We start from the raw sequence: 25,833 nt of genomic DNA, 5'->3' as shown, positions 1-25,833 counted from the left end.
TAGAAATTTGAAACAATAAAAATAGGAAGAGGAGAGGCGAATATGAGCACAATAACTCTAGAAAGAGTAAAGACGATCAAAACGTTAAACCATATTGCACAAAGCGGGCTAAATGTATTTCATAAGGACCATTATGTGATTGACAATGAAAGTGAAGATCCTGATGCTATTATCGTTCGCAGCTTTAATATGCATACGATGGAATTCGGTGCCAATTTAAAAGCGATCGCACGGGCCGGAGCGGGTGTTAACAACATTCCGGTCGATGTCTGCACAGAACGTGGAATTGTTGTGTTCAACACGCCTGGCGCCAATGCAAATGCTGTAAAAGAACTTGTGCTGACGACATTGATCGCGTCATCCCGAAACCTTTTTGACGGTGTATCGTGGGTGAAGACGCTAGAAGGCGAAGGGGAACAAATACCAAAGCTAGTCGAAGCGGGCAAAAAACAGTTTGTTGGAAAAGAAATTAAAGGAAAAACGCTTGGAGTCATCGGTTTAGGAGCCATCGGCGCGCTTATCGCAAACGACGCGCTCGGGCTCGACATGGATGTGATTGGATTTGATCCGTTTATTTCTGTGGATACAGCCTGGAATTTGTCCCGCAATGTCCAGCGCGCAATGACGATTGAACAGTTGTTTGCTGAATCCGATTTTATTACTGTGCACGTTCCGTTGACAGATGATACGAGAGAAATGTTCAATGAAACTGCCTTTAGCATGATGAAACCCGGCGTTCATATTTTAAATTTTTCCCGCGGTGAGCTTATTAACGAAGAGGATATGGCGGCTGCGCTTAATAGCGGAAAAGTTGGCAAGTATATTACGGATTTTCCAAATGAAAAAGTGCTGAAAATGAACAATGCGATTTCTATCCCGCATTTAGGCGCTTCAACGACTGAATCGGAGGAGAACTGCGCGATTATGGCGGCCCGCCAATTGAAGGAATTTTTAGAAACAGGCAACATTAAACATTCGGTCAACTTTCCAAATGCGTTCCTGCCTTATACAGGAAAACAGCGCCTTGCCGCATTCCATCATAACGTTCCAAACATGGTCGGCCAGATTACATCCGCCATTTCGGACGATCACTTGAACATTGCCGACATGGTGAACAGAAGCCGCGGGGATTATGCGTATACGTTAATCGACATCGATAGCGAAGTGAACAAGAAGCTTGTTCCAGGCCTTGAAGAGAAAATCAAGCAAATTGCAGGTATCATAACCGTTCGCGTGATTTAAGAAAAATTTGGAGCCATACTATTAACTGAGAAAATATTTATTAGTATGGCTTATTATGATAAAATTCTAAATGATAGAAAGTTTTAATAAGTAAAAAATGATGCTGCTTTGTCATTTGGCACCAAAGAAAACATTAATGGCTTCAGGCCTATTAATAGCACATGAGGAGGAAATGAAGTGGCGAACAAAGAGTTGAAAAGAGGCCTCAACGCGCGGCATATTCAAATGATCGCTCTTGGCGGCACGATAGGTGTCGGTTTATTTATGGGCTCGGCAAGCACGATTCAATGGACAGGCCCGTCAGTCCTGCTTGCTTATGCCATCTCAGGGATCTTTATCTTTTTCATTATGCGGGCAATGGGAGAAATGTTATATGTAGAGCCAAGCACCGGTTCATTTGCGACGTTTGGCCATAAGTACATTCACCCGCTCGCAGGCTATATGACGGCATGGAGTAACTGGTTCCAGTGGGTCATCGTTGGCATGTCAGAGATCATTGCGGTCGGAACGTACATGCAGTACTGGTTCCCGAATTTGCCTGCCTGGGTGCCGGGTGTCATCGCAATGATTATTCTTGGCGCGGCCAACTTAATTTCGGTTAAATCATTTGGCGAATTTGAATTCTGGTTTGCGATGATTAAAATCATCACGATTGTATTGATGATTGTTGCAGGACTTGGCCTAGTTTTCTTCGGATTCGGCAACGGAGGAGATGCCATTGGTTTATCGAATCTCTGGAAACATGGCGGCTTCTTTACAGGCGGATGGTCAGGGTTCTTTTTTGCTTTATCATTAGTTGTCGGTGCTTACCAGGGAGTTGAACTCATCGGGATTACTGCCGGCGAGGCGAAAGATCCGCAAAAAACGTTAACGAGCGCGATTCAAAGCATCATTTGGCGTGTTTTAATCTTCTATATTGGCGCAATTTTTGTGATTGTAACCGTTTACCCGTGGGATAAGCTAGGTTCGATCGGGAGCCCGTTTGTTGCAACGTTTGCGAAAATTGGCATTACAGCAGCGGCAGGAATCATTAACTTTGTCGTCATCACAGCGGCAATGTCCGGCTGTAACAGCGGGATTTACAGCGCAGGCCGCATGCTTTATACGCTAGGAATGAATGGACAAGCTCCAAAATTCTTTACGAAACTAACTTCAAATGGCGTGCCTTTGTTCAGTACGCTTGGCGTAATGGTTGGACTGGCCGTTGGCGTCATTTTAAGCTACATTGCACCGAAAAACTTATTTGTGTATGTGTACAGCGCGAGCGTGCTTCCGGGAATGGTTCCATGGTTTGTCATTTTGATCAGCCAAATTCGCTTCCGAAAACTAAAAGGGGCGGAAATGGCCAATCATCCATTTAAAATGCCTTTTGCGCCTTTTACAAACTACTTGACCCTTGCCTACTTACTGATGGTATTAGTGGGGATGTGGTTTAATGATGATACCCGTGTTTCTCTTATTGTAGGGATCGTATTCCTTGCGATTATCGCCATCAGCTTTTATGTTTTTGGCATTGGTAATCGGATTCCGACAGATACGGAAAAAAAGGATGAAATCGCATAGATGGATGTCAAGTAATGGGGATAGTCAAGATGATTGTCCCCATTATTTTATTGCCCGTGATACTTTTTTTAAATGAATTTTTTCGAAATTACCTGAAGGTTTGGTGATTGGATGAAAAAAACAGAAGATCTGCGCGAAATTGAACTCGATGCGATTCTAAAATTCTCCAATGACAATATTGTGATTACGGACGGCGACGGGATGGTTCTGCGCGCCAATCCAAATTGCCTTTCGATCTATGGAAAAGAAGCTTCCTCTATTATAGGAAAGTCCGTTGAACGATTAGAAAAAGAGGGGATCTTTTCACCGTCAGTGAATAGAGAACCCATTTTGGCGGATAGAGAGCCCAAATTGGCGGATAGAGGGCCTAAATTGGCGGATAAAGGGCCCATTTTGCGGATAGAGCTGCGAGTTGGACTGCACATCTATATAAATGCGAAAAAACACCTCAAAGGGTGTTTTTTCGTCAGGAGAATGAATTTGTTTAGTTCATCCGTCTTGCGCCCAGGTATTTTGGCTTCCAATACGAGCTGTTCATATTTGAAATGGTGACGCCGTAGGAGGAACTTGCATTGATGAAGTTTCCGCCGCCAACGTAAATGCCCATATGGGAAGGGCCGGACTTGTACGTTTCAAAAAAGACGAAATCCCCGACTTGCGGCGAGCTGACGCTTTTCATCATATTCCAATAGCCGGCTGTGCTGAGCCTTGGAACAGAAATTTGCTTGTTGAGCACATAGTAGATGAAGCCCGAGCAGTCAAACCCGGAAGGTGTCGTGCCTCCCCATTGATAAGGGGTGCCGATTAACGCTTTCGCATCCGAAACGAGTTTGCTCGTACTAATTGAACCGTTCTTGTTGGCGGTTGATGTGCTTGAACTTGTCCCCGTGCCAGCTGAAGAGCCGCCCGTACCGGTGACTTTCAGTTTTTGCCCCGGATAAATCAAGTCACTTGATAAATGATTTAAGCTTTTCAGCCGGGAGACGGTCGTGCCGAATTTTTTCGCGATTCCCCATAGCGAGTCACCGGATTTCACTGTATAGGTTGTCGTTGTGCTACTGCTTGAAGAGCTATTATTTTTTTCAGGGATATGTAATGTTTGGCCAACGTAGATGATGTCGGAAGTTAAATGGTTGGCGCTTTTGATTGCCTGCACGCTCGTTCCATATTTTTTCGAAAACTCCCAGAGCGTATCGCCTTTTTGCACTTTCACATCCGCGGCGAAAGCTCCCGTTGTAAATAATGTGCTGCCGAATAGAGCGGCTGCCGTTATCGAAACAAATTGTTTTTTCATGATACTGCACCTCATATTTCATCTATTGACTCTATTATTCTAGTAAAATAGACAATTAAATACTAGAGTTGCTCGATAAAAGTAAGCTACTTGTAATAGATTTGAATATATTGTATATTCGGATTTTTTGGGTGAATGGAATTCGGCCGATTGGCTGGCTCCGGTTAAGCGAAGGTGGAGGCGGATGCTGCCTTTCGTTCTCATGGCATAAAAAAGAGCCGGTACATGAATGCCGGCTCACTTTACGAGATTTAACAATAACGCAATCGAAATGAAGCTGAGAACGGTGGAAACTAATGTAATGCTTGAGACAAGTTTGGCCCGCGCTTCATATTGAACAGCGTATAGAAGTGCCGTGGCCGCTGAAGGCATTCCGGCGATGATGAGAATGACGTTTTTCGATAAAGGCGAAATCGGAAAAAGGCAGCAAATCCCCCATGCCAGAAGCGGAGAGATGACCAGCCGGATGACTGTTCCGAGCGAGATGAGCTTTCCATCAAAATCCTTTACGGCAACTGTTGCGAGCTGCATCCCTAACACGAGCATGACAACAGGGATCGATGCCCTTCCGACTAAATCAACCGCCTGCATAAAGCTGTCCGGCAGCGGAACGTGGGTAGATTGCAAAAGAAGGCCAAGGAGCACCGCATAAATATTTGGCAATTTGAAAATGTTCAATATGGCGTCTTTCATGCTCGCCCTTCCTCTGGACGCATAATAAACCGCAAATATCCCCATAATGATCGCTTGCAAAACCATGATTAAAACCGCTTCTTGAAATCCCTTTTTTCCAAATGCGAATAAAATGATCGGCGTGCCGTAATTGCCCGAATTCATAAATGCCGTTGTGAGCATCAGTGCGCTTTCCGTCCTGAGATCATAGCGAAGCAGCCGGCAAGCAATCTTAGTCGTTAAAATCAGCCCGATGAGCAGCAATAGCTGGATGATGACAATATAACCGAATTGGCCGTTCATTTTTGATGTGTAAAATGTTTCAAAAATGAGGACGGGGTTCAAAATGTAGATGGACATATTCGAAATGCTTTTTATATCAAGCGAAAATTTCTTCTGAATGATGAATCCCGATAAAAAAATTAAAAAAACCGGAAAAACGGTTTCCAGCAATGCGATCATATGTATCCTTCTTTCTATTTGAGGTCTTGTTGTTAAGATTATTCTACCATGTGCAGTCAACATTCAACTTGCCTTTTCCGAATAAAAAGCCTCTTTGATAAGAAAATGTTCATATTTTTTTGCGCGTGAACGGAATTAGAAATATACTCTTTGTATAACTGTGCTTTAGCGGGTGAGTGTATATGAATGAGAGGCAAAAGGAAATACTACATATTTTATTAACGGAATCGGACGGCTATTGGCACGTTCAAGATCTGGCGGAGAAGGCAGCTTGTTCTGAAAAGACCATTAGGAGCGATTTGAAGGTGATTGAAAATGAATTAAGAGACAAGGTGGATGCCGCTTTAATCCGAAAGCCGGGTCTTGGCGTTATTCTTGAGATTGACAAAGAGGATAAAGCCCGTTTGTTTCGCGAGTTGCATTTGACAGATGCCGCCTCTACAGATGAAGAAAGAGTCATTCAAATCGCTTACAAGCTGTTGATGGCGGTCAAATCGGTCACTGCCCAGGAGCTTGCTTCCCACTATTTTGTCAATCGCGCAACGATAAAAAAAGATCTGGACAAAATCGAGAAGTGGCTAAAGCGGTACGACTTGTCGTTAGTAACAAGAAAAAGAGTCGGCCTGTCGATTGATGGAAACGAAAAAAAGAAACGAGCGGCATTATCCCGGCTATGGGAGCTGATCGACAATCCAGAGCTTACCGGCCAATTCATGAAAAAGCAATTTTCACTTCATGAGGTAGAATTCGTAAAAAGGGAATTGAAAGCGTTAGAGAAGCGACATTCCTTATCGTTCGCGGATGAAACCTTTGAAGGGCTGATCATGCACACTCTTTTTATCGTAAAGCGAACAAAATTGAAACAGCCGATTTCTATATCGGAAAAAGAGAAAACGCTTTTAAAAGGGAAAAAGGAATCTGCGTGGGCGTCTGAATTTCTGAAGAAGTTAGAACGTGTTTTCGCTGTTCATTTTCCGGAAGATGAAGCCATCTATCTGGCTTTACATCTTTCGGGCGGGAAATTTCGCGATGGAACATGGGCAGCGGAAGAAAACAGCCCGGTTCTTTCCCGGCTCTTGGATGATCTCATCTCTCGCATGTCGGAGTTGAACGGGGTGGACTTTACGAAAGACAAGGCACTTGCAGAGGGGTTGAAGGTCCATTTATATACAGTATTGAATCGCTTGAATTACGGGCTTTCTGTAACCAATCCGATGCTCGGCGACATTAAAAAGATGTATCCTTACATGTTTGATAAGATCATTCACGTATTAGAAGAAATCGATCAGTCCTTTGCTCTTGTCATTCCCGAAGAGGAAGCGGGCTATTTAACACTGCACTTTCAGGCCGCGCTTGAGAGGTTACATACCGATAAGGAGAAAGTGAAAAATGCCGTCATTGTTTGTCATATGGGGATTGGGATGTCCCAGCTACTTCTGACTAAGATCGAGAGAAAGTTCCACCTCGTCAACGTCATTGGTTGTATAGCAAAAGCAGAGCTTAAAGGCTTTTTGTCTGAACATGATGTCGACCTTGTTATTTCTACCGTTTCGCTTCCGGAACTGCAAGTCCCCCACATTGTCGTGTCGCCCCTGCTGGAAGCGGCGGAGGAGAAGAAGTTGGGGCATTTTATCCAACAGCTGAATGAACTAAATCGAGAAAAAGCAAAAGAGTCGACCATTTTAAAGCATACGACTCCCTTTTTGGTTTTTCTACAGCAAGACGTTGAACACCGTTATAAACTGATCGAAAAATTGGCGAACGCCCTCTATGATAAAGGTTATGTGGAAAAAGAGTATGCCCACCATGCGATTTTAAGGGAAAGAATGTCGGCAACAACGATTGGGGCGGGTATTGCCATTCCACACGGGAATCCGAAGTTGATCAAGCAGTCCGCTATTGCGATCGCCACATTAAAGAAACCGATTGAATGGGGAGGTGAAAAGGTAGCGTTGGTGTTCATGCTGGCTGTTAAAAATGATGAGCAAGAGGAGACAAGGGAACTGTTCCGCGAATTATCTTCGATTAGCGAGCAGCCAGCTTTAATTCAAACACTCCTGAGAGAAACGGATACGATGAAGTTTTTATCCTATTTTAAATCGTAAAACGGGCAAGGATGCCGGCATTGTTTATTAATAATAACCGCTTTTTCCGAAGCTGCGGTAAAAAATGAAACTTTTATCTCCATCATTTCGCGTTATAGTAAATGTAAGCGATTGCGAAATAGAAGGGGGAGGATGATTCATGAAGCTGTTAGCGATTACATCGTGTCCGAATGGCATTGCCCATACGTACATGGCAGCGGAAAATCTCCAAAAAGCAGCAGATCAGCTCGGAGTTCAAATGAAGGTGGAGACCCAGGGCTCAATTGGCGTGGAGAATGAATTTACGGATACAGACATCCGTGAAGCGGACGGCATTATTATCGCCGCCGACAAAGCGGTGAACAAAGATCGATTCGTCGGAAAAAAAGTGTTGATTGCCGGAGTGCAGGACGGGATCCGTAAGCCTGAAGAATTGATTAAAAAAGTGATGAGCGGTGATGTGCCTGTCTACCAGTCCGAGTTACGATCGGCAGAAGACATCCAGAAGGAAAGAAAAGACAAGCAAAACCCGATTTACCGCCATTTAATGAATGGTGTATCGTATATGATTCCGTTCATCGTGATCGGGGGGTTATTGATTGCCGTTGCGCTTACGATCGGAGGAGAAAAAACACCGGGCGGCCTCGTCATTCCGGACCATTCCTTCTGGAAAACGATTGAAAAACTCGGAAGCGCCTCATTTACGTTTATGGTTCCGATTCTGTCCGGATTTATTGCCGTTAGTATTGCGGATCGGCCAGGGCTAGCCCCGGGAATGATTGGGGGATATATTGCTGCAAACGGAAGCTTCTATGGTAGTGAAGCTGGAGCAGGATTCATTGGCGGCATCATCGCTGGTTTCCTTGCCGGATATGTCGCGTTAGGAATTAAGAAAGTAAAAGTTCCGAAAGTGGTCCAGCCAATCATGCCGATCATTATCATTCCGGTATTTGCTTCACTCATTGTTGGGCTGGCATTTGTATTTATTATCGGATCGCCTGTCGCCCACATTTTTGAAGGGCTGACGCACTGGCTGGCAAGCATGCAAGGGACAAGTTCCATTCTCCTGGCGCTCATTTTAGGCGCGATGATTTCCTTTGACATGGGCGGTCCGGTCAATAAGGTCGCTTTCCTTTTCGGATCCGCCATGATCGCTGAAGGGAACTACGAAATTATGGGACCGATCGCCGCAGCTATTTGCATACCGCCGATTGGGATGGGCCTTGCCACATTCATCGGCAAGAGAAAATTCCGTGATGCTGAGAGGGAAGCAGGAAAAGCCAGCTTTACAATGGGGCTGTTTGGGATTACCGAAGGCGCTATTCCATTTGCCGCGCAGGATCCGCTCAGGGTCATTCCAAGTATTATGGCCGGATCGATGACGGGATCCGTGATCGCGATGCTCGGGCACGTCGGAGACAGAGTCGCTCATGGCGGGCCAATCGTCGCCGTGCTTGGAGCGGTTGATAATGTGTTCATGTTCTTTATCGCAGTAATCGTTGGTGCCATTGTGACCGCCATGAGCGTCAACCTTTTAAAAAAGGATGTCAGTAAAATCGACGTGGCACAGGCGGCAGTCGCGCAGGAGGTGGCAGCGATGGATGTGCAAGCGCCACAAGCAGTCGAAGAGCCTGAGCGAAACGTTGAAATCAAAAAACTGACAGACATTACGAGCCTTGAGCTTATTGACATCGAATTAAAAGGGGAAACCCGCGATGATGTCATTGAGGAAATGATTCAAAAATTAGACAGTGCGGGCAAACTGCATTCCGCAGCTGCATTCAAACAAGCGATTTTAAACCGCGAGAGGGAAAGCACGACGGGGATCGGCATGAACATCGCAATCCCGCACGGAAAATCGAATAGTGTCAAACAGCCGACGGTCGCATTCGGGATCAAGCGTGAAGGCGTAGATTGGGGCAGCCTCGACGGCACAGATGCCAAATTGATTTTCATGATCGCCGTCCCTAAAGACAGCGAAGGAAACGAACATTTGAAAATTCTCCAAATGCTCTCCCGAAAGCTAATGGACGACGACTACAGAGAAAAACTATTAGCAGTTCCATCGAAAGAAGAAGCTTACAAGCTGCTTGAAGCAATTGAATAAAATAATATCGAAGCCCGATTTAGTTTTGAATCGGGCCTCTAATATTTTTCCCACAGCTTAATTTGATTGATAAACGATACGAAATGAAAGATAACAGCGCTGAACTGATTGATAAAATAATAATAAATTGAAAAGAGCCGTAAATTGATTGATAAACGGATCGAAAGAAAGATAACAGCACCGAAATGATTGATAAGATAAAAATAAATTGAAAAGAGCTGTAAATTGATTGATGAGCGGATCGAAATGAAAGATAACAGTGCTGAACTGATTGATAACATTCGTACGAACCAGTCGGATCAACGCTGAATTGAGGTGGGAATAATTTTATACGAAAGCAGGAATAGAAGTATTTAATAACGAATGATTTTAAAAAAATAGGGAGAGTGATCATTTGATTGTAAAACATCGAAAAGTACCGCTTAAAATAAGAAAGTTAGAAGCTTTATTGCGTCGATTGCCTCCTGCTCATCCGAAGCGAATGGAAGTGGAACGGGAGCTGGCGAGAAGATTATCGGGCTACAAGGGAGAGAAGTCTTTGGATTACTATTTAAGCTTTCTTCCAGAGCAAGAGTTCTTCATTTTACATGATATCCGGCTTACTGAAAAAGATTACTATTTTCAACTCGATACGCTCATTCTTTCCCCCTCTTTTTCTCTTATTCTTGAGGCGAAAAATTTGTCTGGAACGCTTATTTTTGATCAAAATTTCCATCAATTGATACGCATTATTAATGAAAAAGAAGAAGTTTTCCCAGATCCAGTTCAGCAAGTCAAACATCAGCAGTTTCAATTTGCCGATGGCTAAAAAACCATCATTTTCCACCGATGCCGCTAGAATCTCTCGTTGTTATAACATACCCAAATGCACTGGTTAAAACATCTCCCAGTAATATTCCATTACCTTCTGTTATTCGTACTCCAAGTCTTCTTGATAAAATTAATGCGTTAAAAGAGATTCATAAAGAAGAAATCATCTCATCAAAAGAGATCCGCAAGTTCTGTAAACTTCTCGTAAAACATCACTCCACGGGCAACCCCGATATCCTTCAACAATTTGGGATCAATGAATTGGACCTTTTAACCGGAGTCCAATGTCCCCAGTGTGCAACGATCCCTATGGAAAGAAAGTGGGGAAAATGGGTTTGCTCCAATTGCTGTCATTCCTCGAAAGATGCCCATCTTCAGGCGTTAAACGATTATTATCTCCTTTTTCAATCAATAATTACCAATAAAAAATTGAGGGATTTCTTGCAGCTTTCTTCTAGTATGGTTGCGAATAAAATTTTAACTTCAATGAAAATACCTTTTTCCGGAGACAAAAAAGCGAGGAAGTACTATCTGCCGTTTGATGACTAATTCAGCAGTTTAGCAGCTTTGAACCTATTTTTGAAGAAAATAGAGTCCTCGTTTAAATTAGCCGTGTTCTGAATTCTTGACTTGCCATGGCGGGCATGTATAATTGCGTTAACCGAAACGAGGATTGCCCATCTCAAAATTAGGAGGGATGATTTTGCATCGATTGACGGAAGAAGAAAGAAATGGTGTATATAAGGCGATTTTTAACAGGAGAGATATACGATCCTTTTTGACAAGGCCGATACCCGATGAAAAATTGCGCAATGTGTTAGAGGCGGCCCATCATGCCCCTTCAGTCGGTTTTATGCAGCCGTGGAACTTCATTTTGGTCAAAAAAGAAGAGATGAAGAAAAAGCTTGCAAAAGCCGTTGAAAAAGAACGGCGTGCCCTGTCCATCCATTATGAAGGTACAGACCGGGAAATGAAGTTTCTTGACCTGAAAATAGCTGGCATTCTTGAAGCGCCTGTTACGATTTGCGTAACGTGCAATCCGTTTAGCGGGGGAGATCATGTACTGGGGAGAAACTCCATTCCGGAAACGGATCTGATGTCAGTTAGCTGCGCGATCCAAAATATGTGGCTTGCCGCTTATGCGGAAGGATTGGCGATGGGCTGGGTCAGTTTTTATAAAAAGTCCGATGTTAGAAGTATTCTTGATATTCCGTATCATATTGATCCCGTCGCACTTATCTCAATTGGATATACAGATCATTATCCGGAGCGTCCCTTGCTTGAAATACATAATTGGGAAAAGCGCCGACAATTAGACCGACTGATTTTCGAAAATAAGTGGGAAACAAAGGAAACAGGCAAAATGATGGATAGTGAAGATTTTCCTCTCCCTCATCAAAATAAATGTTAAACTTTAAAACGCAGAGAACCGATTCAATCGAATCGGTTCGGTTCTGATGGATTTTGTCTACAAACTGATACATTCCCACAGAATGGAATGTCTCTTAAACTACTATTTTTTAAAGACATGATGACCGATCACTTTTGTCGTTGGCCTGCTTTTTAACCAACTGTTTGGCGAAAGTTCCGGGTTATAGAAGTAGAGAGAACCGTAGCCTCTTGACCGGTCATAGGCGATGGCTTCGTCAACGGCTCGTCTGCTTTCATTATCCGCAGGTTGATTGATTTGGCCATTCGCAACAGGTGAGAATTGCCCTTTTTGATAGATGACGTCATGAACCGTGTTCGGGAAATCCGGGCTATCGACGCGGTTTAAGACGACAATTGCAACGGCAACCTTTCCATCATAAGGCTCGCCGCCAGCTTCAGCCCTTACTAATCTAGCAAGCAAATCTCTATCATTTGCTGAAACGTTTGTTTTGTGAGAAACAGTTGACGAGCTGTTTCCGCTCGTATGTATCGTTTGGCCAATAAAAATCAAGTTTGGATTTTTTACTTGAGGGTTTAAGCGAATAAGCTCCCCTAAACTTAGTCCATATTTTTTGGATATTTTAGTCATCGTATCGCCTCGTTTTACTTCGTAGGCGAAAGCATTAGTTGTTGAAAATAATAATGTACAGGTGAAAATAGCGAAAACTATCACTTTCTTAAACACCTAATCATCCCCTTTTTCTTGTTTTGGTAAGACGTTAACTTATTCGGAAACGATTCAAAATTTATGTCCTTTTTTATATTGGAATAGTGATTCGAACCAGTTATATCAACGAACAAGAACTTTAAAAAAAATCAATTGCAAGATTCTTTGTATCAATGGATTTTTTGTTTGAATATGACTTTTGTAGCAGGAAATAAGAACTATAAAAACGGAGCGGTGTCTTAAAGCCACTCCGTTTTCCTTCTTTTTAGAAAGGGACGGACACTCCGGAAATGCTGGGGACATTGATAGCTCCAGACGGCACTGTAACGCCAGATCCTGCGGGCATTCCAATCGTCGCAAAAGCGTGCGGGGCCTGTGATCCTTTCACATGAACAACTGTTGAATGATGGATCCCCGCAAGAGGCCAATAAATGGGGTGAATAGGGGGGAGAGGTGAAAAAAGCGGGACATAGGCAATAGGGTGATAGAACATGAGTTACTCCTTGTTTTTTATTTTTCTTTTAGTGTATGTTTTATCTAAACATATGAATCTGGTAAACGCCTTTTATTAAAAAAATGATAGAATGCTTTTGTTAGAAAAATTTCGGATGAAAAGTATCTATTTTTTTAGTCGAAGGCTATCAAAATTTGGAGAGGCGGTACGATTATGGAAAGCAAGAAGCCAATTGCCATTGTGACCGGTTCATCGAGTGGCTTCGGGCAGCTTACATGCCTCGAGCTTGCCGCAAATGGTTTCTTTGTGGTAGCCACAATGAGAAATCTAGAAAAGGCTCGCCGATTGCAGGAAATGCTGAAAAAGGAATCCCTGGAACAAAGCATTGTCATCGAACTACTGGATGTGGCAAAACCAGACTCCATCACGGCTTTCGGAAAAAAGATCAGGATGTACGGCAAAGTGGATCTTTTAGTGAATAATGCCGGGTTTGCTGCGGGTGGTTTTGTGGAAGAGCTGTTGATGGATGATTTTCGCGAGCAATTCGAGACAAATTTTTTCGGCCTCGTTGCTGTCACCCAACTTGTCATCCCGATGATGAGGGAACAGGGAAGGGGAAAGATCATCAATATAAGCAGCATTAGCGGGTTAATGGGGTTTCCGGGGTTGTCTCCTTATGTCGCTTCAAAGCATGCCGTAGAAGGGTTTAGCGAAAGCTTAAGGCTGGAACTCTCGCCGTTTGGCATTGATGTTATCCTTATTGAGCCGGGATCTTACCGAACAAACATTTGGACAACCGGGAAAAAAGTGACGAAAACGGCTAAAGTATCGCCTTATGCATCCTATATGAAAAATATCGAGGACCATCTGGAAAAAAGCAGCCAGACGTATGGTGATCCAGGGGATGTCGCCCGGCTCATCACAACTATCGCAATGAGCAAGCGGCCCAAATTGCGCTACCCGATCGGAAAAGGAGTCCGCCTCCTCATTCGGTTAAAACGCTTGATTCCATGGAGACAGTGGGAACGACTGATTTTAAAAAAATTAAAAAAACGCACGGGGTAGTTGGAATCATTTCGGCCCTGGATTTTATTCAAGGTCATAACTTTTATGTGAAGCATTAAGAGACTCTGCAACGTGAAGGGCTTTCGTGTTATCTCCTTTCTTTAAAATGTAAAACTTATTCCCAAAGCAAAAACACTGACAGGATGTCCCGACAGTGTTTTTTGAATCACTCCGCTTCGTCTTCAAAATAATCTTTAAATCGAGCGGCGTTTGTCTCTATTTTATGTTGGTAATAAGGGTTTTCTTCCGTCGCATCCTTTGCGTCTAAATTCGTTTTGATGACTAACGTTGGTTCATTGGATGGTTCGGCAATGATTCGGTCATTGAGCTCTTTAAAATCCGGCATATCTTTTTTTCCAGGTTGTCTCGGTTCCATTTTGAACGCACCTCCATTTGTAGGATGCGTGAAAAGGAGTGCCTTTATACAATCCATGAATCATCACCACCCCATCTAGTACCCCTTCTAGAAAAATAGTTTGAACTTCAGTAATCGAACATTCGTTATTTTAAGAACACCTCGTTAGATCTGTGAAATGAGGAAAAACGATCACGAAACGTTACATGATGTAAAATGAGTTCGTTCTCGGATCATAAGTGCTCTTATTTGGACAATAAGTCATCCGGTTGAGACAATAATATCTTACTTTTGGACAGTTAGTGAAAAAACTACTCATTTTATTGTCCGACACACGCCAATTATTGTCCGATGGAAACGATTTATTGTCGGAAATCCACTGTTTATTGTCCAAATGCCATGAAAATAGCACCACACTACCACACTAGAGAAGTTTGCTTCTATTTTTTTATTTTTTTACAGGCGAAAATGGATTCTTGAAAATAAGAACTTTCTTAGCTGAAAGGGCACTAGTTAATAAATTTTCTTTTTTTATTTTCCCACTCCATTTCAGGAAAAATACTCCTGTCCTGCTGTTTTGATTTTGACAATTTAGCGAAAATTCATCTATAATTTTACTAAACCGATTTAGTAAAACGTTTATAAAATTTAGTAGAAAAGCTTTAATGTATTGGATTGAAAGGTGAGGGCAATGAATAGCAAATATAAAGTTTTAAAGCAATTAAAAAGGGCAAAGGTTGTAGCGGTCATCAGGGGGGAAGATGCCGATGAAGCTATTCAAGTGTCAAAAGCAGCTGTAAAAGGAGGCATTCAGGCAATTGAACTGACGTATACGACTCCTAATGTCGGCGAAGTTTTTCGTGAACTGGGGCTATCGGATGCCTTATTAGGGGCGGGTTCAATCCTGGATCCAGAAACGGCCAGATTCGCCATCCTCAACGGGGCAAAATTTATCGTCAGCCCTCATTTTAATAGAGAGGTTGCGACCCTTTGCAATCGCTACAGTGTCCCTTATTTGCCTGGATGCATGACCATTAGCGAAATGGTGCAGGCGCTTGAAGCCGGGTGTGATGTATTGAAATTATTTCCTGCAAGTAATTTTGAACCATCCTTCATTCGATCGATTAATGGCCCTCTTCCGAACGTAAGGATCATGCCGACGGGCGGGATCCATCTAAATAATCTTGAACAATGGCTGGAAGCCGGTGCAGTTGCTGCAGGTATCGGCAGTGATTTGAATAAAGCCTATCGAGCTGGCGGATATGAAGCGGTTGTCGAGCTGAGCCAGAAATATATGTCGAAATGTGCTGTGGTGAAATGAAAGTGTCTTTTCGGTGGTATGGCCTGGAACAATGCAGCACTCCGATTGGTCATAAAAAGCGAATATGATATAGTTTAAATAGTAACTTTTCGAATAAAGCAGGAGAACAAAAATGAAAAAAGTAACAATGGCGGATGTCGCTAAAAAAGCGAACGTTTCTAAGAGCACGGTTTCGCAATTTTTAAATAAGCGTTACCAATACATGGGCGAAGAGACGAAAAGAAACATTGAAGAGGCGATCAAAGAACTTGGCTATCAGCCTAATTTTATCGCGAGAAGCCTGAAACAGAAACGAACTTCCACAATCGGTATTATTGTTGCGAACATTATGCATCGCCTTTCGACGGAGGTCAGCAGGGCGATCGAGGATTTTTGCCGTTCCAATGAAATCAATACGATTGTCTGCAATGCGGATGATGATCCGATTAAGGAAAAAAAGTACATTGAAATGCTGAGGGCCAAACAAGTGGATGGCCTCATTATTTTTCCAACCGGCAAAAACCAGGAACTGTATAAAAATATGGTCGATCAACAATATCCGCTTGTTTTTATGGATCGGATTGTATCGGATGTAAAGGTCGACACGGTCGTCGTCAAAAATGAGGAATGGGCTTCAAGAGGCATTCAGCATTTAATCGATAACGGGCATGAAAGGATCGCAATGATTGCCCCGCCTTTAACGATCAGCCCGAGGATTGAACGAGCGGAAGGCTATAAGAAAACGCTGCGCAAAAATGGAATCGACTTGAACCCCCACTATTTCATTTCAACGGAGATAGGCACTGTGAAAAAGGAACTGGCCCGGCTGTTAGCGGGTGATAAGCCTCCTACGGCAATTTTTGCGGCGAATGATTTAGCCTTTCTACAAGTAGCGGAATACGTGAAGGAAAAAGCAATCCAGGTACCGGAGGAATTAAGCATCATTGTCTTTGACAACATTCCGTTTGCCCATATTTCAACCCCGACGATCACAACTATTGCCCAGCCTTCATTTGAAATGGGGAAAAAAGCTGCGGAATTGCTTTTATTGCAAATTGAAGGCGAAGGAACAAAGCCAAGAATCTATGCATTTGACGGGGACCTGATCATTCGTGAATCAAGTGAAAGCAAGAAGGCATGAGCGCCTCTTGCTTTTTTATTTGGAACGATAATGTTTTTGAAAATTCCAGAAAAAATAGATTGAAAAGCGCTTACATTTTGTTTATAATTTTAATAAATCGATTTAGTAAACCGATTTATTAATGAGAGGAGACAAATGGATGAGTGTTATTGTGGTGCCCACATCGGTATTTCATCATGAAGAAGTTCGTTCGCGTGGGCAAGAAGCATTTGCTTCATTAATCAAGCAGCATGGGGGAGCAGGCATTGAAATTCGCAGAGAACTGTTCGCAGATGGCGATTTTCGTTTGAAAGAGCTTAATGCAATCATAAAAAAACATCGATTATTTCCGATTTATTCAGCGCCAATTGAAATGTGGGACGGGAATGGCCAATTCAATCATACGCTTATCGAAGAAGTCATTTCAGAAGCGGAAACAGTTGGTGCCAAAATAATGAAAGTATCGCTCGGAAACTATCAAGCAGGCAAATCTGACCTGGCGGCTTTAAAGCAATTTACAGCCCGCCATGAAGAAATGCAACTAACGATCGAAAATGACCAGACCGCATATGGAGGATGTTTACAAACCATAAGAATCTTTTTTGAAAACGCTGTAAAAATGGGGATTCCCGTGAAGATGACATTTGATATAGGAAATTGGATCATCACCGGAGAAAACCCGATCGAAGCAGCCAAACAGCTTGCTGATTATGTCGTATATGTTCATTTAAAAAAAATGGAACAGCAAAACGGAAAATGGCGAACCTTACCCATCTCCGAAAAAGAGATGGAGTGGAGGAATCTATTAAACTGCTTTCCAAAAGGGGTTCTAAAGGCGATCGAATTCCCAATTGCACGATATGAAGAGACAAAACAGTATGTCAAACTGCTGCAGGATGCATAACGAAAGGGGAACGACAAGATGGTTGAATTGGACGTTGTTACATTTGGCGAGGCCATGGCGATGTTTGTCGCCGAGCAGCCAGGCCCGCTAAATAAAGTGGAGCAGTTTACAAGGCGGTTGGCCGGAGCTGAAACGAATGTAGCCATAGGGCTTGCAAGGCTTGGGCTCACTTCCGGCTGGGTGAGCAAAGTCGGAAAAGACGCTTTCGGCACTTACATTCTTGAAGCATTGAAAAGGCAAAACGTCGATCTCACCCGGGTGAAAATAGACGAGGAATATCCTACAGGGTTTCAATTAAAATCAAAGGTTTTTAAAGGAGATCCAGAAGTCCAATACTTTCGGAAAGGATCAGCCGCAAGCCGGATGGGGATCGAAGATTTTGACGCCGATTATTTTAAAAGTGCCAAACATCTCCATATGACAGGCATTCCGCTCGCGTTATCCGGAAAAACGAGAGATTTTGCGAACAACACTCTTTTAACAATGAAAAGAGCGGGGAGAACCGTTTCATTTGATCCCAATTTGCGGCCATCTTTATGGAGGAGCGAAGATGAGATGATCCGGGTCATTAATGAAACCGCTGCCAAAGCGGACTGGGTGCTTCCGGGCATAGCAGAGGGAGAAGTTTTAACCGGTTTCTCAAAACCTGAAGATATTGCCGCTTTTTACTTAGAAAAAGGTGTTGGTCTTGTCGTGGTGAAACTGGGCGCAAAAGGGGCTTTTTACCAGACTTCGACAGACAGAGGATTAATTGAAGGATTCCATGTTGAACACATTGTCGACACAGTGGGAGCCGGTGATGGGTTCGCAGTAGGCGTCATTAGCGCGCTGCTTGAAGGTTTGCCGATTAAAGAGGCTGTTATAAGAGGTAACGCCATCGGGGCGCTTGCCGTTCAATCGTCCGGTGACAGTGACGGGCTTCCATCAAGAGAGGAACTTGAACGTTTTTTAAATCTATGCAATGAGGTGAGAAAACATGGGTAACGTAAAATTGGCTGCCGCTCGCTGGTCTCGTTTAATTCCAATTGTTTTTATCACATATAGCCTTGCCTATTTAGACAGGGCAAATTACGGGTTTGGAGCAGCCGCCGGAATGGCGAAAGACTTGCATATTACCGCCGGCATTTCCTCGCTTTTAGGCGCGCTCTTTTTCTTAGGGTATTTCTTTTTCCAAATCCCCGGAGCCCATTATGCCGAAAGTAAAAGCGCGAAAAAATTAGTATTCTGGTCGTTGATTCTCTGGGGCGCTTTAGCATCGGCAACGGGGATGGTTACGAACATCAAATGGCTGATCGTCATCCGCTTCATGCTTGGCGTTGTTGAAAGCGCCGTCATGCCGGCCATGCTTGTATTTTTAAGCCACTGGTTTACAAAACAAGAGCGCTCGCGTGCCAATACGTTTTTAATACTTGGCAACCCGGTGACCGTTTTATGGATGTCGATCGTTTCGGGATATTTGCTCCATTCGTTCGGCTGGAGATGGATGTTCATCATTGAAGGAGTGCCGGCGATTATCTGGGCTTTTATCTGGTGGAAGCTTGTCAATGACGAACCGAAAGATGCAAAATGGCTGACGGATTCAGAAAAACGAGCGATCGATGAACAGTTACGCAAAGAACAATCGGGGCTCAAAGAAGTGAAAAATTACCGTGAAGCCTTTCAATCAAGAAAAGTCATCATTCTCAGTGCGCAATACTTTTTCTGGAGCATCGGCGTCTATGGTTTCGTCATGTGGCTCCCTTCGATTATTAAAGCGGCGCCGAACATGAATATCGTGTCAACAGGCTGGCTTTCATCAGTCCCGTATGTTTTGGCCGTCATTTTAATGCTTGTCGCTTCCTACTTTTCTGACAAACTGCTTAATCGAAAAGGTTTTGTTTGGCCGTTCTTGTTGGTCGGGGCCATTGCTTTTTACGCGTCTTATTTAATTGGAACGAGCAATTTCTGGCTGTCATTTACGCTATTAGTCATCGCCGGCGGAATGATGTATGCCCCTTATGGCCCGTTTTTCGCGATTATTCCGGAAATATTGCCACGTAATGTATCGGGTGGCGCGATGGCACTCATCAATAGCATGGGCGCATTAGGCTCTTTCGTTGGCGCGTATATTGTCGGCTATTTGAATGATGTAACAGGCGGATTTGGCGCGTCCTATATTTTTATGGCCGGTTCATTATTGCTTTCAGCGGTTTTGACGATGATGGTCGGAAGCGCACCAAAACGAGTGTTTAATGAAACAACGAGAGTAGGAGTGAATGAACGTTGAAAATTCAACTGGCGTTAGACCGGATGACAATTGATGAAGCGATAGAAATAGCCCGAAAAGTAGAAGAGCACATCGATTGGGTTGAAGTCGGCACCTCATTGATAAAAGAATTCGGGATGGAAAGCGTCCGCCTGATGAAGGAAGCCTTTCCGGGTAAAACCATTGTCGCTGACATGAAAACGATGGATAATGCGGTGTACGAATTTGAAATGTGCTATAAGGCCGGGGCAGATGTAGCGACGGTCATGGGAACAGCTCCCGATGTTTCGATTGAAGCCTGTTTGCAGGTTGCGGCGAAAATGAAAAAGCTTGTGATGATCGATTTATTAAATACGAAAGATGAACGGAAAGTGGGTCTTGCTCAATTGGATGAAGCGTTACTTTGTGTCCATGTGAGCAAAGATGAGCAAGAAAGCGGTCAAGCAAAACGATTGCTTGATCTTCCGGAAAGCCTGCTTCAAAACGAGCAAGTAAGAATAGCCGTTGCAGGCGGATTGACGTTCGAGACGTTGCGGGGACTTGAGGCAAGGCCGTCTGTTGCCATCATCGGGTCGGCCATTACGAAGGCGACTGATCCGATAAAAGCAGCGGCACAATTGAAAAAGTATGCTTCAGGCAAGGAGGAGTAGAGGAAATGAATAAAATAGAAACGATTCTTCATGAAATTGAGTCGGTTCTTGGGAAGATGGACGAGGCGAAATGGAGAGAGGCTGCTGAAATTCTTCTTGGCGGCAGGCGCGTATTTGTCGTCGGCGAAGGAAGGTCAGGCTTAATGGCTAAATCATTTGCAATGAGATTGATGCATCTGGGGGCTGAAAGCTATGTTGTCGGGGAAACGATCACTCCGGCAATTGGTGAAGGGGACTTGCTTGTCGCTATTTCGGGGTCAGGGACAACGAAACAAGTCATTTGGACGGCTGAAAAAGCAAAGGAAAAACACGCTAAGGTGATCGGGATCACAACAAATCCAGAGTCGCCGTTAGCCTCACTGGCATCTTTTCTTTTGCACGTCCCGGCTGCGACGAAATACCGCCTTGAAGCCGAAGTTAAGAGCATCCAGCCATTGGGGTCTTTATTCGACCAATGTGCGCACCTTCTATTTGATTCGATCTGTCTTTATTATGCTGAAAAAAAAGAGATTGACAATGAGAAAGCATTTTCGAAGCATAGCAACTTAGAGTAATCATTCGATAATGTACATTGCATTAAAGCAAATGTTCAATAAGCCGGGATGCTGTTTAACAGTGCCCTGGCTTTTATACGTTGCCAGGACAGAAGCAAATAAAAAAACAAAGCCGCCAGAAATGCAGCTTTGTTCATTGTGCCATCCAGTTCGGCGGCGTGTTTTTATCCCAGTAGAGCCTCCCTAATTCGTGGTGTTTTGCAAAGTTATCGTCTGCGGTATGGTAGTGGAAGCTAAACCAGTATCCCTGCTGTGGCGGATGTTCCCTCCGAACGTGAAAGCGGACAAGGTCCTTTTTCGTTCTTGCGTCATAAATATGAAAAATTCGTTCCCCGGTGCCCGCAGCCGGTCGGTCGGTGATGACAAGGTTCCGCAAATCGTCCGGGTCCATTTTTTTGCTTAACATTTGGATGACGTCTTCCATTTTAGGAAGAACTTGATTCATATAGTCGTCCCCAAGTTTTTGGCTGATTTTTGGCCCGAACTTTTCCATCGTTTGATAATTTGCTTGATAGACCGTATAATCGACAAATTGTGAACTTAACTGTTCGTTATCCTGAAGAGTCGCTGCCACTTCATGCCATGGCAACGAATACATATCCCTTGACGAAAGATCCTCGGTTTGTGGAGGTGTTTCGTTAGTGATCGGTTCTTGCTCAATGACATCCGATTTCGATTTCGCATCTGCATTAGTTGTTATTAAATAAGCCGGCGGAGTAACCGTACCTAGCGTAAAGACTGTTATTAAGACGACAAAGACTTTCTTTAACCAGTTCGGCATGAGACCCATCCCCTGATTACGATTTTCTGACTTAGAGAAAAGACAAGCTTTTCTAAAGCTATCATCTCACGAACCGGACATTTTGTTCAAATAAAAAGACAATTTTTTTTGCTTGCGTGATTCTTTAGAATTTACTACAAAGAAGAAAAAACTTGGTGTAGACATTGATACAATTTTAAAGGCTACTGGCCAAACTTTAGAGGAAATGGAAAGGCTTAAGAAATAATTTCTTAAAGGGCTGACATGAATGAATAATATGTTTATTAAAAAATAGAGAAGAGTAAAGAGTTAGAGTCAATTGTGTTCACCTAAAAAACACAATTGTTCACTCTGAAAAGATTTTTTTCTTGCTTCTTCTTCGAAAATGAGTAATAATAGAAACTAAAATTCAGCGGATTGTCTAAAACAGCGGAGGATGGAGAAATGAAAATCGTAAAGTTTGGCGGCAGTTCATTAGCATCAGGGGAACAAGTGGAGAAGGTATTTCATATCGTCGTATCCGATCCAGAACGAAAAATCGTGGTCGTTTCGGCACCAGGGAAACGATACACCGAAGATATTAAAGTAACCGATTTATTAATTGAGTGTGCAAATGCCTATTTAGCGCACGGAGAAGGGAAAGAACAGTTCGAGGCGATCATCAAGAGGTATGCAAGCATTGCGGATGATCTGGGCCTTTCAGAAAAAGTGATGCAAACTATTCATGACGATTTGCTTGAGCTATTGAATGGAGACCGGAGCCAGCCTGAAAAATATTTGGATGCGGTCAAGGCAAGTGGCGAAGATAATCATGCGAAACTGATCGCGGCTTATTTCCAGCATCAAGGAGTAGAGGCTTCTTACGTTAATCCGAAAGAAGCGGGTCTCATCGTCACTGACGAACCGGGAAATGCCCGGGTGTTGCCTGAGTCGTATGAGGCGTTATACAAGCTGCGAAATCGTCCGGGCATTTTGATTTTCCCGGGATTTTTCGGTTTTAATAAAAAAGGGGAAGTCGTTACATTTTCAAGGAGCGGATCCGACATTACCGGATCGATTCTTGCCAATGGCACGAAAGCGGATCTTTATGAAAACTTCACGGATGTGGATGCCGTTTATTCTGTCAATCCTATGATGGTTGATCGGCCAAAGGAACTGCGCGAACTGACCTATCGAGAAATGAGAGAATTGTCCTATGCCGGATTTTCCGTTTTTCATGACGAAGCATTGATGCCTGCGTTTCGGGCGGGAATACCGGTCAACATTAAAAACACGAACAACCCTCATAAGCCGGGAACGAGAATTGTGAACGAACGGGAAAACACGAATGGGCCTGTCATTGGCATCGCAAGCGATAACGGATTCTGCAGCATATATGTGAGCAAATATTTATTGAACAGGGAAATCGGTTTTGGCCGCAAATTGTTGCAAATTTTAGAGGATTACGGGTTGTCGTTTGAACATATGCCTTCAGGAATTGATGATATTTCAGTCATAGTAAGACAAGATGAAATGGACGCCAGACTTGAAAAGAAAATCGTCAATCGGATTAAGACCGAACTACAAGCTGATGATGTAAAAGTCGAGCACGACCTTGCTATCATCATGGTAGTTGGGGAAGGAATGCGCCATAATGTAGGGACGGCGGCAAAGGCCTCATTCGCCCTGGCACGCGCGGGAGTAAACATCGAAATGATCAACCAGGGATCTTCCGAAGTAAGCATGATGTTCGGCGTGAAGGAAGTCGATGAAAAAAGAGCCGTTCAAGCGCTCTATGAAGAATTTTTTGCAGCTGTTCCGGTTTAAAAAAGCAATAAAGCAGAACTCTAAGTTAAAAAGGGTTCTGTTTTTTTCCTTTTGGAAATGTCTCCTTTTTAAAGTATTTGACAAAACGTAATATTTATTTTAAAATTATCTCGAATTCGAGATAAAATGATGGAAAGGTCTGGAAGTCATGAGTAACGATCAGAAGCACAATGAAAATGACCTATCATTAAAATTGTTTGTTGTTTTGTCGCGGGCATACCGGTCCATCACCGATAGAGTGACGGAAGATATGAAAAGCTATGGGCTAAACCCGACAGAGTTTATGGTACTTGAATTGTTGTATCATAAAGGAGAACAGCCCATCCAGCATATCGGGAAAAAAATATTGCTTGCGAGCGGCAGCATGACGTACGTTGTTGATAAATTAGAATCAAAAAAGCTTTTAGAACGGAAAGCCTGCCCAGAAGATCGACGTGTAACGTTTGCATCGATTACGGAAGAGGGAAGAAAGCTAATGGATGAGATTTTTCCGAAGCACCGAAAAGTGATTCAAAACATTTTTGCTACATTAGATGTCAATGAGCAGGAAACGATGATTACATGTTTAAAGAAACTGGGCATTCACGCAGAAGAACTCATCTAAATTTTTTTACGCATTTATCTCGGATTCAAGATAAATGAAATAAAGATAATACTCGAGGGGAATATATATTATGCAGTTGGAAAGGAGTTTTACAATGGCCAGAAAAGAAACAGCGGGAATTCACCATATTACAGCGATTGTCGGAGATCCTCAGGAAAATGTTGATTTTTATGCAGGGATTCTTGGCCTCAGATTGGTTAAAAAGACCGTCAACTTTGATGATCCAGGAACGTATCACTTGTATTTTGGAAATAAAGGAGGAAAACCCGGAACGATCATGACATTCTTTCCATGGCCAGGTGCCTATAAAGGAAGAATCGGGGGCGGCCAGGTTGGCGTGACAACATTTGTCGTGCCTGAAAATGCGCTTGCGTTCTGGGAAGAGCGCTTTTCTAAATTCAATGTTTTCGCAAAAAAAGAAACGCGCTTTGGCGAAGAATTTCTTCAATTTGAGGATCCGCATGGCCTTCGACTTGAACTTGTCGCTAGAAGCGAAGGGCCAAAAAGTGAGTGGGAGTTTGATGGGATTACAGCAAATGAAGCGATTAAAGGATTTGGAGGCGCCATCCTGCTCTCGGCTTCTCCTTATCAAACGGCAGAATTGCTAGAGCGTGTCATGGGAATGGAACACGTCGGACAGGAAGACAGCTACCTCAGATTTCGTTCTACGGGGGAACTTGGCAATGTCATTGATATTTATTTGAATGCGAGCCCGCGGGGCACAATGGGAGTCGGTACCGTCCACCATATTGCCTGGCGTGCCAGAGATTTTGAAGATCATAAAGAATGGCAAAAACATATAGGGGAAAACGGCTACCATCCGACTGACATTCTTGACCGGCAGTATTTTAACGCGATTTATTTCCGTGAAGCAGGTGGCCTTCTCTTTGAAATTGCGACAGATCCTCCGGGATTTGACCGTGATGAGCCGGCGGATGTTATGGGTGAACAACTCATGTTGCCTCCATGGCTAGAGCCGCATCGTGAAAAAATTGAGGAAATTCTTCTTCCCGTGACCGTTCGCCAATTGAAAGGAGGGCAATCATGAAGCACTTTTTTCATAAAGGAAAGGACATAAATCAACCGACTTTCCTTCTATTGCATGGAACTGGAGGAACAGAAACGGATCTATTGCCAGTTGCAGGCATGATCGATGATTCTGCATCCGTCTTAGGGGTTCGGGGAAATGTAAGCGAGAATGGGATGCCACGCTTTTTTCGCAGATTGGCAGAAGGGGTTTTTGATGAAGAGGATCTTATTTTCCGAACCAGGGAATTAAACGAATTTATTGACCAGGCCGCTGTTTGCCATGGATTTGACCGGGACAATGTGATTGCTATCGGTTATTCAAATGGGGCGAACATTGCCGCAAGCCTTCTCTTTCATTATGAGCACGCTTTAGGCGGAGCCATTTTATTTCATCCGATGGTTCCCCGAAGAGGAATGGATCTGCCGAACTTAACAGGAACTCCCGTGTTTATCGGCGCCGGTACAAATGATCCGATTTGCAAGCCGGAAGAGACGAAGGAATTGGCGGAGCGATTGGAACGCGCCGGGGCAAGCGTTGACATCGGGTGGGAGAATTTTGGCCACCAATTGACGCATTCTGAAGTGCAAAAGGCGGCTGCCTGGTATGCCCGGCTTTTCAAAGGGGAATTGAAATAATTATAAAACGTTTGGAGGG

25 protein-coding genes are annotated in these 25,833 nt (G+C 43.5%); 19 read left to right on the top strand and 6 right to left on the bottom strand.

Going from position 1 to position 25,833, the window contains the following annotated elements:
• The first annotated feature begins 42 nt into the window (after positions 1-42).
• Positions 43-1,242 (top strand): phosphoglycerate dehydrogenase, encoded by a 1,200-nt coding sequence (locus tag WD019_RS09650; protein WP_425711347.1) that lies wholly within the window; start codon positions 43-45, stop codon positions 1,240-1,242.
• A 177-nt stretch (positions 1,243-1,419) separates the two neighbouring features.
• Positions 1,420-2,805 carry an amino acid permease gene (locus WD019_RS09645; protein WP_425711346.1) on the top strand — a complete coding sequence of 462 codons (1,386 nt, stop codon included), beginning with the start codon at positions 1,420-1,422 and terminating at the stop codon, positions 2,803-2,805.
• A 484-nt stretch (positions 2,806-3,289) separates the two neighbouring features.
• Here the strand turns inward: WD019_RS09645 and WD019_RS09640 are convergent, their stop codons facing one another.
• Positions 3,290-4,099, bottom strand: coding sequence for a LysM peptidoglycan-binding domain-containing protein (locus WD019_RS09640; RefSeq protein ID WP_425711345.1), 810 nt, complete (start codon positions 4,097-4,099; stop codon positions 3,290-3,292).
• A 237-nt stretch (positions 4,100-4,336) separates the two neighbouring features.
• Positions 4,337-5,233, bottom strand: a complete 897-nt coding sequence (locus tag WD019_RS09635; protein WP_425711344.1) for an AEC family transporter — start codon at positions 5,231-5,233, stop codon at positions 4,337-4,339.
• Positions 5,234-5,415: 182 nt separating this feature from the next.
• Here WD019_RS09635 and WD019_RS09630 point away from each other — a divergent pair, with 182 nt between their 5' ends.
• From WD019_RS09630 to bluB, 5 genes are all read left to right on the top strand, one after another.
• Positions 5,416-7,338 carry a BglG family transcription antiterminator gene (locus WD019_RS09630; RefSeq protein WP_425711343.1) on the top strand — a complete coding sequence of 641 codons (1,923 nt, stop codon included), beginning with the start codon at positions 5,416-5,418 and terminating at the stop codon, positions 7,336-7,338.
• 139 nt (positions 7,339-7,477) lie between these two features.
• Positions 7,478-9,424 carry a fructose-specific PTS transporter subunit EIIC gene (locus WD019_RS09625; protein WP_425711342.1) on the top strand — a complete coding sequence of 649 codons (1,947 nt, stop codon included), beginning with the start codon at positions 7,478-7,480 and terminating at the stop codon, positions 9,422-9,424.
• A 394-nt stretch (positions 9,425-9,818) separates the two neighbouring features.
• A complete protein-coding gene (locus WD019_RS09620; protein WP_425711341.1) occupies positions 9,819-10,232 on the top strand; it encodes a nuclease-related domain-containing protein in 414 nt (137 codons plus the stop codon).
• A gap of 20 nt (positions 10,233-10,252) precedes the next feature.
• Positions 10,253-10,783: a hypothetical protein gene (locus WD019_RS09615; protein ID WP_425711340.1), complete on the top strand. Its 531-nt coding sequence runs from the start codon at positions 10,253-10,255 to the stop codon at positions 10,781-10,783.
• Between the two features lie 154 nt (positions 10,784-10,937).
• Positions 10,938-11,645, top strand: a complete 708-nt coding sequence (gene bluB / locus WD019_RS09610) for a 5,6-dimethylbenzimidazole synthase (protein ID WP_051291580.1) — start codon at positions 10,938-10,940, stop codon at positions 11,643-11,645.
• A gap of 102 nt (positions 11,646-11,747) precedes the next feature.
• Here the strand turns inward: bluB and WD019_RS09605 are convergent, their stop codons facing one another.
• Both WD019_RS09605 and WD019_RS09600 read right to left on the bottom strand, forming a co-directional pair.
• Positions 11,748-12,254 (bottom strand): cell wall hydrolase, encoded by a 507-nt coding sequence (locus tag WD019_RS09605; RefSeq protein ID WP_425711339.1) that lies wholly within the window; start codon positions 12,252-12,254, stop codon positions 11,748-11,750.
• A 343-nt stretch (positions 12,255-12,597) separates the two neighbouring features.
• Positions 12,598-12,825, bottom strand: a complete 228-nt coding sequence (locus WD019_RS09600; protein WP_026678965.1) for a hypothetical protein — start codon at positions 12,823-12,825, stop codon at positions 12,598-12,600.
• Between the two features lie 174 nt (positions 12,826-12,999).
• On the opposite strand from WD019_RS09600, the gene WD019_RS09595 reads away from it, so the two are divergent.
• Positions 13,000-13,851, top strand: coding sequence for an oxidoreductase (locus WD019_RS09595; RefSeq protein ID WP_425711338.1), 852 nt, complete (start codon positions 13,000-13,002; stop codon positions 13,849-13,851).
• 166 nt (positions 13,852-14,017) lie between these two features.
• Here WD019_RS09595 and WD019_RS09590 read toward each other — a convergent pair whose 3' ends face one another.
• The gene (locus WD019_RS09590; RefSeq protein WP_026678967.1) at positions 14,018-14,227 is read right to left on the bottom strand and encodes a hypothetical protein; all 210 of its coding nucleotides are present in this window, start codon (positions 14,225-14,227) and stop codon (positions 14,018-14,020) included.
• Between the two features lie 670 nt (positions 14,228-14,897).
• Between WD019_RS09590 and WD019_RS09585 the strand changes: the two genes are divergently transcribed.
• From WD019_RS09585 to hxlB, 7 genes are all read left to right on the top strand, one after another.
• Positions 14,898-15,527, top strand: coding sequence for a bifunctional 2-keto-4-hydroxyglutarate aldolase/2-keto-3-deoxy-6-phosphogluconate aldolase (locus WD019_RS09585; protein WP_026678968.1), 630 nt, complete (start codon positions 14,898-14,900; stop codon positions 15,525-15,527).
• A 112-nt stretch (positions 15,528-15,639) separates the two neighbouring features.
• Positions 15,640-16,647, top strand: coding sequence for a LacI family DNA-binding transcriptional regulator (locus WD019_RS09580; RefSeq protein WP_026678969.1), 1,008 nt, complete (start codon positions 15,640-15,642; stop codon positions 16,645-16,647).
• A 139-nt stretch (positions 16,648-16,786) separates the two neighbouring features.
• A complete protein-coding gene (locus WD019_RS09575) occupies positions 16,787-17,530 on the top strand; it encodes a sugar phosphate isomerase/epimerase family protein (RefSeq protein WP_425711337.1) in 744 nt (247 codons plus the stop codon).
• An 18-nt stretch (positions 17,531-17,548) separates the two neighbouring features.
• Positions 17,549-18,514, top strand: coding sequence for a sugar kinase (locus WD019_RS09570; RefSeq protein ID WP_425711336.1), 966 nt, complete (start codon positions 17,549-17,551; stop codon positions 18,512-18,514).
• Positions 18,507-19,796 (top strand): MFS transporter, encoded by a 1,290-nt coding sequence (locus WD019_RS09565; protein ID WP_425711335.1) that lies wholly within the window; start codon positions 18,507-18,509, stop codon positions 19,794-19,796. Before WD019_RS09570 ends, WD019_RS09565 begins: the two co-directional genes overlap by 8 nt.
• Positions 19,793-20,425: a 3-hexulose-6-phosphate synthase gene (gene hxlA, locus WD019_RS09560; RefSeq protein WP_425711334.1), complete on the top strand. Its 633-nt coding sequence runs from the start codon at positions 19,793-19,795 to the stop codon at positions 20,423-20,425. Before WD019_RS09565 ends, hxlA begins: the two co-directional genes overlap by 4 nt.
• Before the next feature lie 5 nt (positions 20,426-20,430).
• Positions 20,431-20,979: a 6-phospho-3-hexuloisomerase gene (hxlB, locus tag WD019_RS09555; RefSeq protein WP_425711333.1), complete on the top strand. Its 549-nt coding sequence runs from the start codon at positions 20,431-20,433 to the stop codon at positions 20,977-20,979.
• A 133-nt stretch (positions 20,980-21,112) separates the two neighbouring features.
• On the opposite strand, the gene WD019_RS09550 is transcribed toward hxlB, so the two are convergent.
• Complete coding sequence (locus WD019_RS09550) at positions 21,113-21,760, bottom strand: YpjP family protein (protein WP_425711332.1); 648 nt, start codon at positions 21,758-21,760, stop codon at positions 21,113-21,115.
• A 423-nt stretch (positions 21,761-22,183) separates the two neighbouring features.
• Between WD019_RS09550 and WD019_RS09545 the strand changes: the two genes are divergently transcribed.
• The 4 genes from WD019_RS09545 to WD019_RS09530 all read left to right on the top strand — a co-directional run bounded on the left by WD019_RS09545 (position 22,184) and on the right by WD019_RS09530 (position 25,814).
• Positions 22,184-23,545, top strand: coding sequence for an aspartate kinase (locus tag WD019_RS09545; protein WP_425711331.1), 1,362 nt, complete (start codon positions 22,184-22,186; stop codon positions 23,543-23,545).
• 148 nt (positions 23,546-23,693) lie between these two features.
• The gene (locus tag WD019_RS09540) at positions 23,694-24,149 is read left to right on the top strand and encodes a MarR family winged helix-turn-helix transcriptional regulator (protein ID WP_026678977.1); all 456 of its coding nucleotides are present in this window, start codon (positions 23,694-23,696) and stop codon (positions 24,147-24,149) included.
• 94 nt (positions 24,150-24,243) lie between these two features.
• Positions 24,244-25,197, top strand: a complete 954-nt coding sequence (locus WD019_RS09535) for a ring-cleaving dioxygenase (RefSeq protein ID WP_425711330.1) — start codon at positions 24,244-24,246, stop codon at positions 25,195-25,197.
• Positions 25,194-25,814 (top strand): alpha/beta hydrolase, encoded by a 621-nt coding sequence (locus WD019_RS09530; protein ID WP_425711329.1) that lies wholly within the window; start codon positions 25,194-25,196, stop codon positions 25,812-25,814. The genes WD019_RS09535 and WD019_RS09530 overlap by 4 nt, the downstream gene beginning before the upstream one ends.
• The last annotated feature ends 19 nt before the right edge of the window (positions 25,815-25,833 follow it).

This window comes from Fictibacillus sp. Mic-4, from assembly GCF_049843615.1.
In the GTDB taxonomy this organism is placed as follows: domain Bacteria; phylum Bacillota; class Bacilli; order Bacillales; family Fictibacillaceae; genus Fictibacillus_A; species Fictibacillus_A gelatini.
Note: the sequence above shows the minus strand (reverse complement) of the source record. Positions and strands in the feature narration are given on the sequence as shown.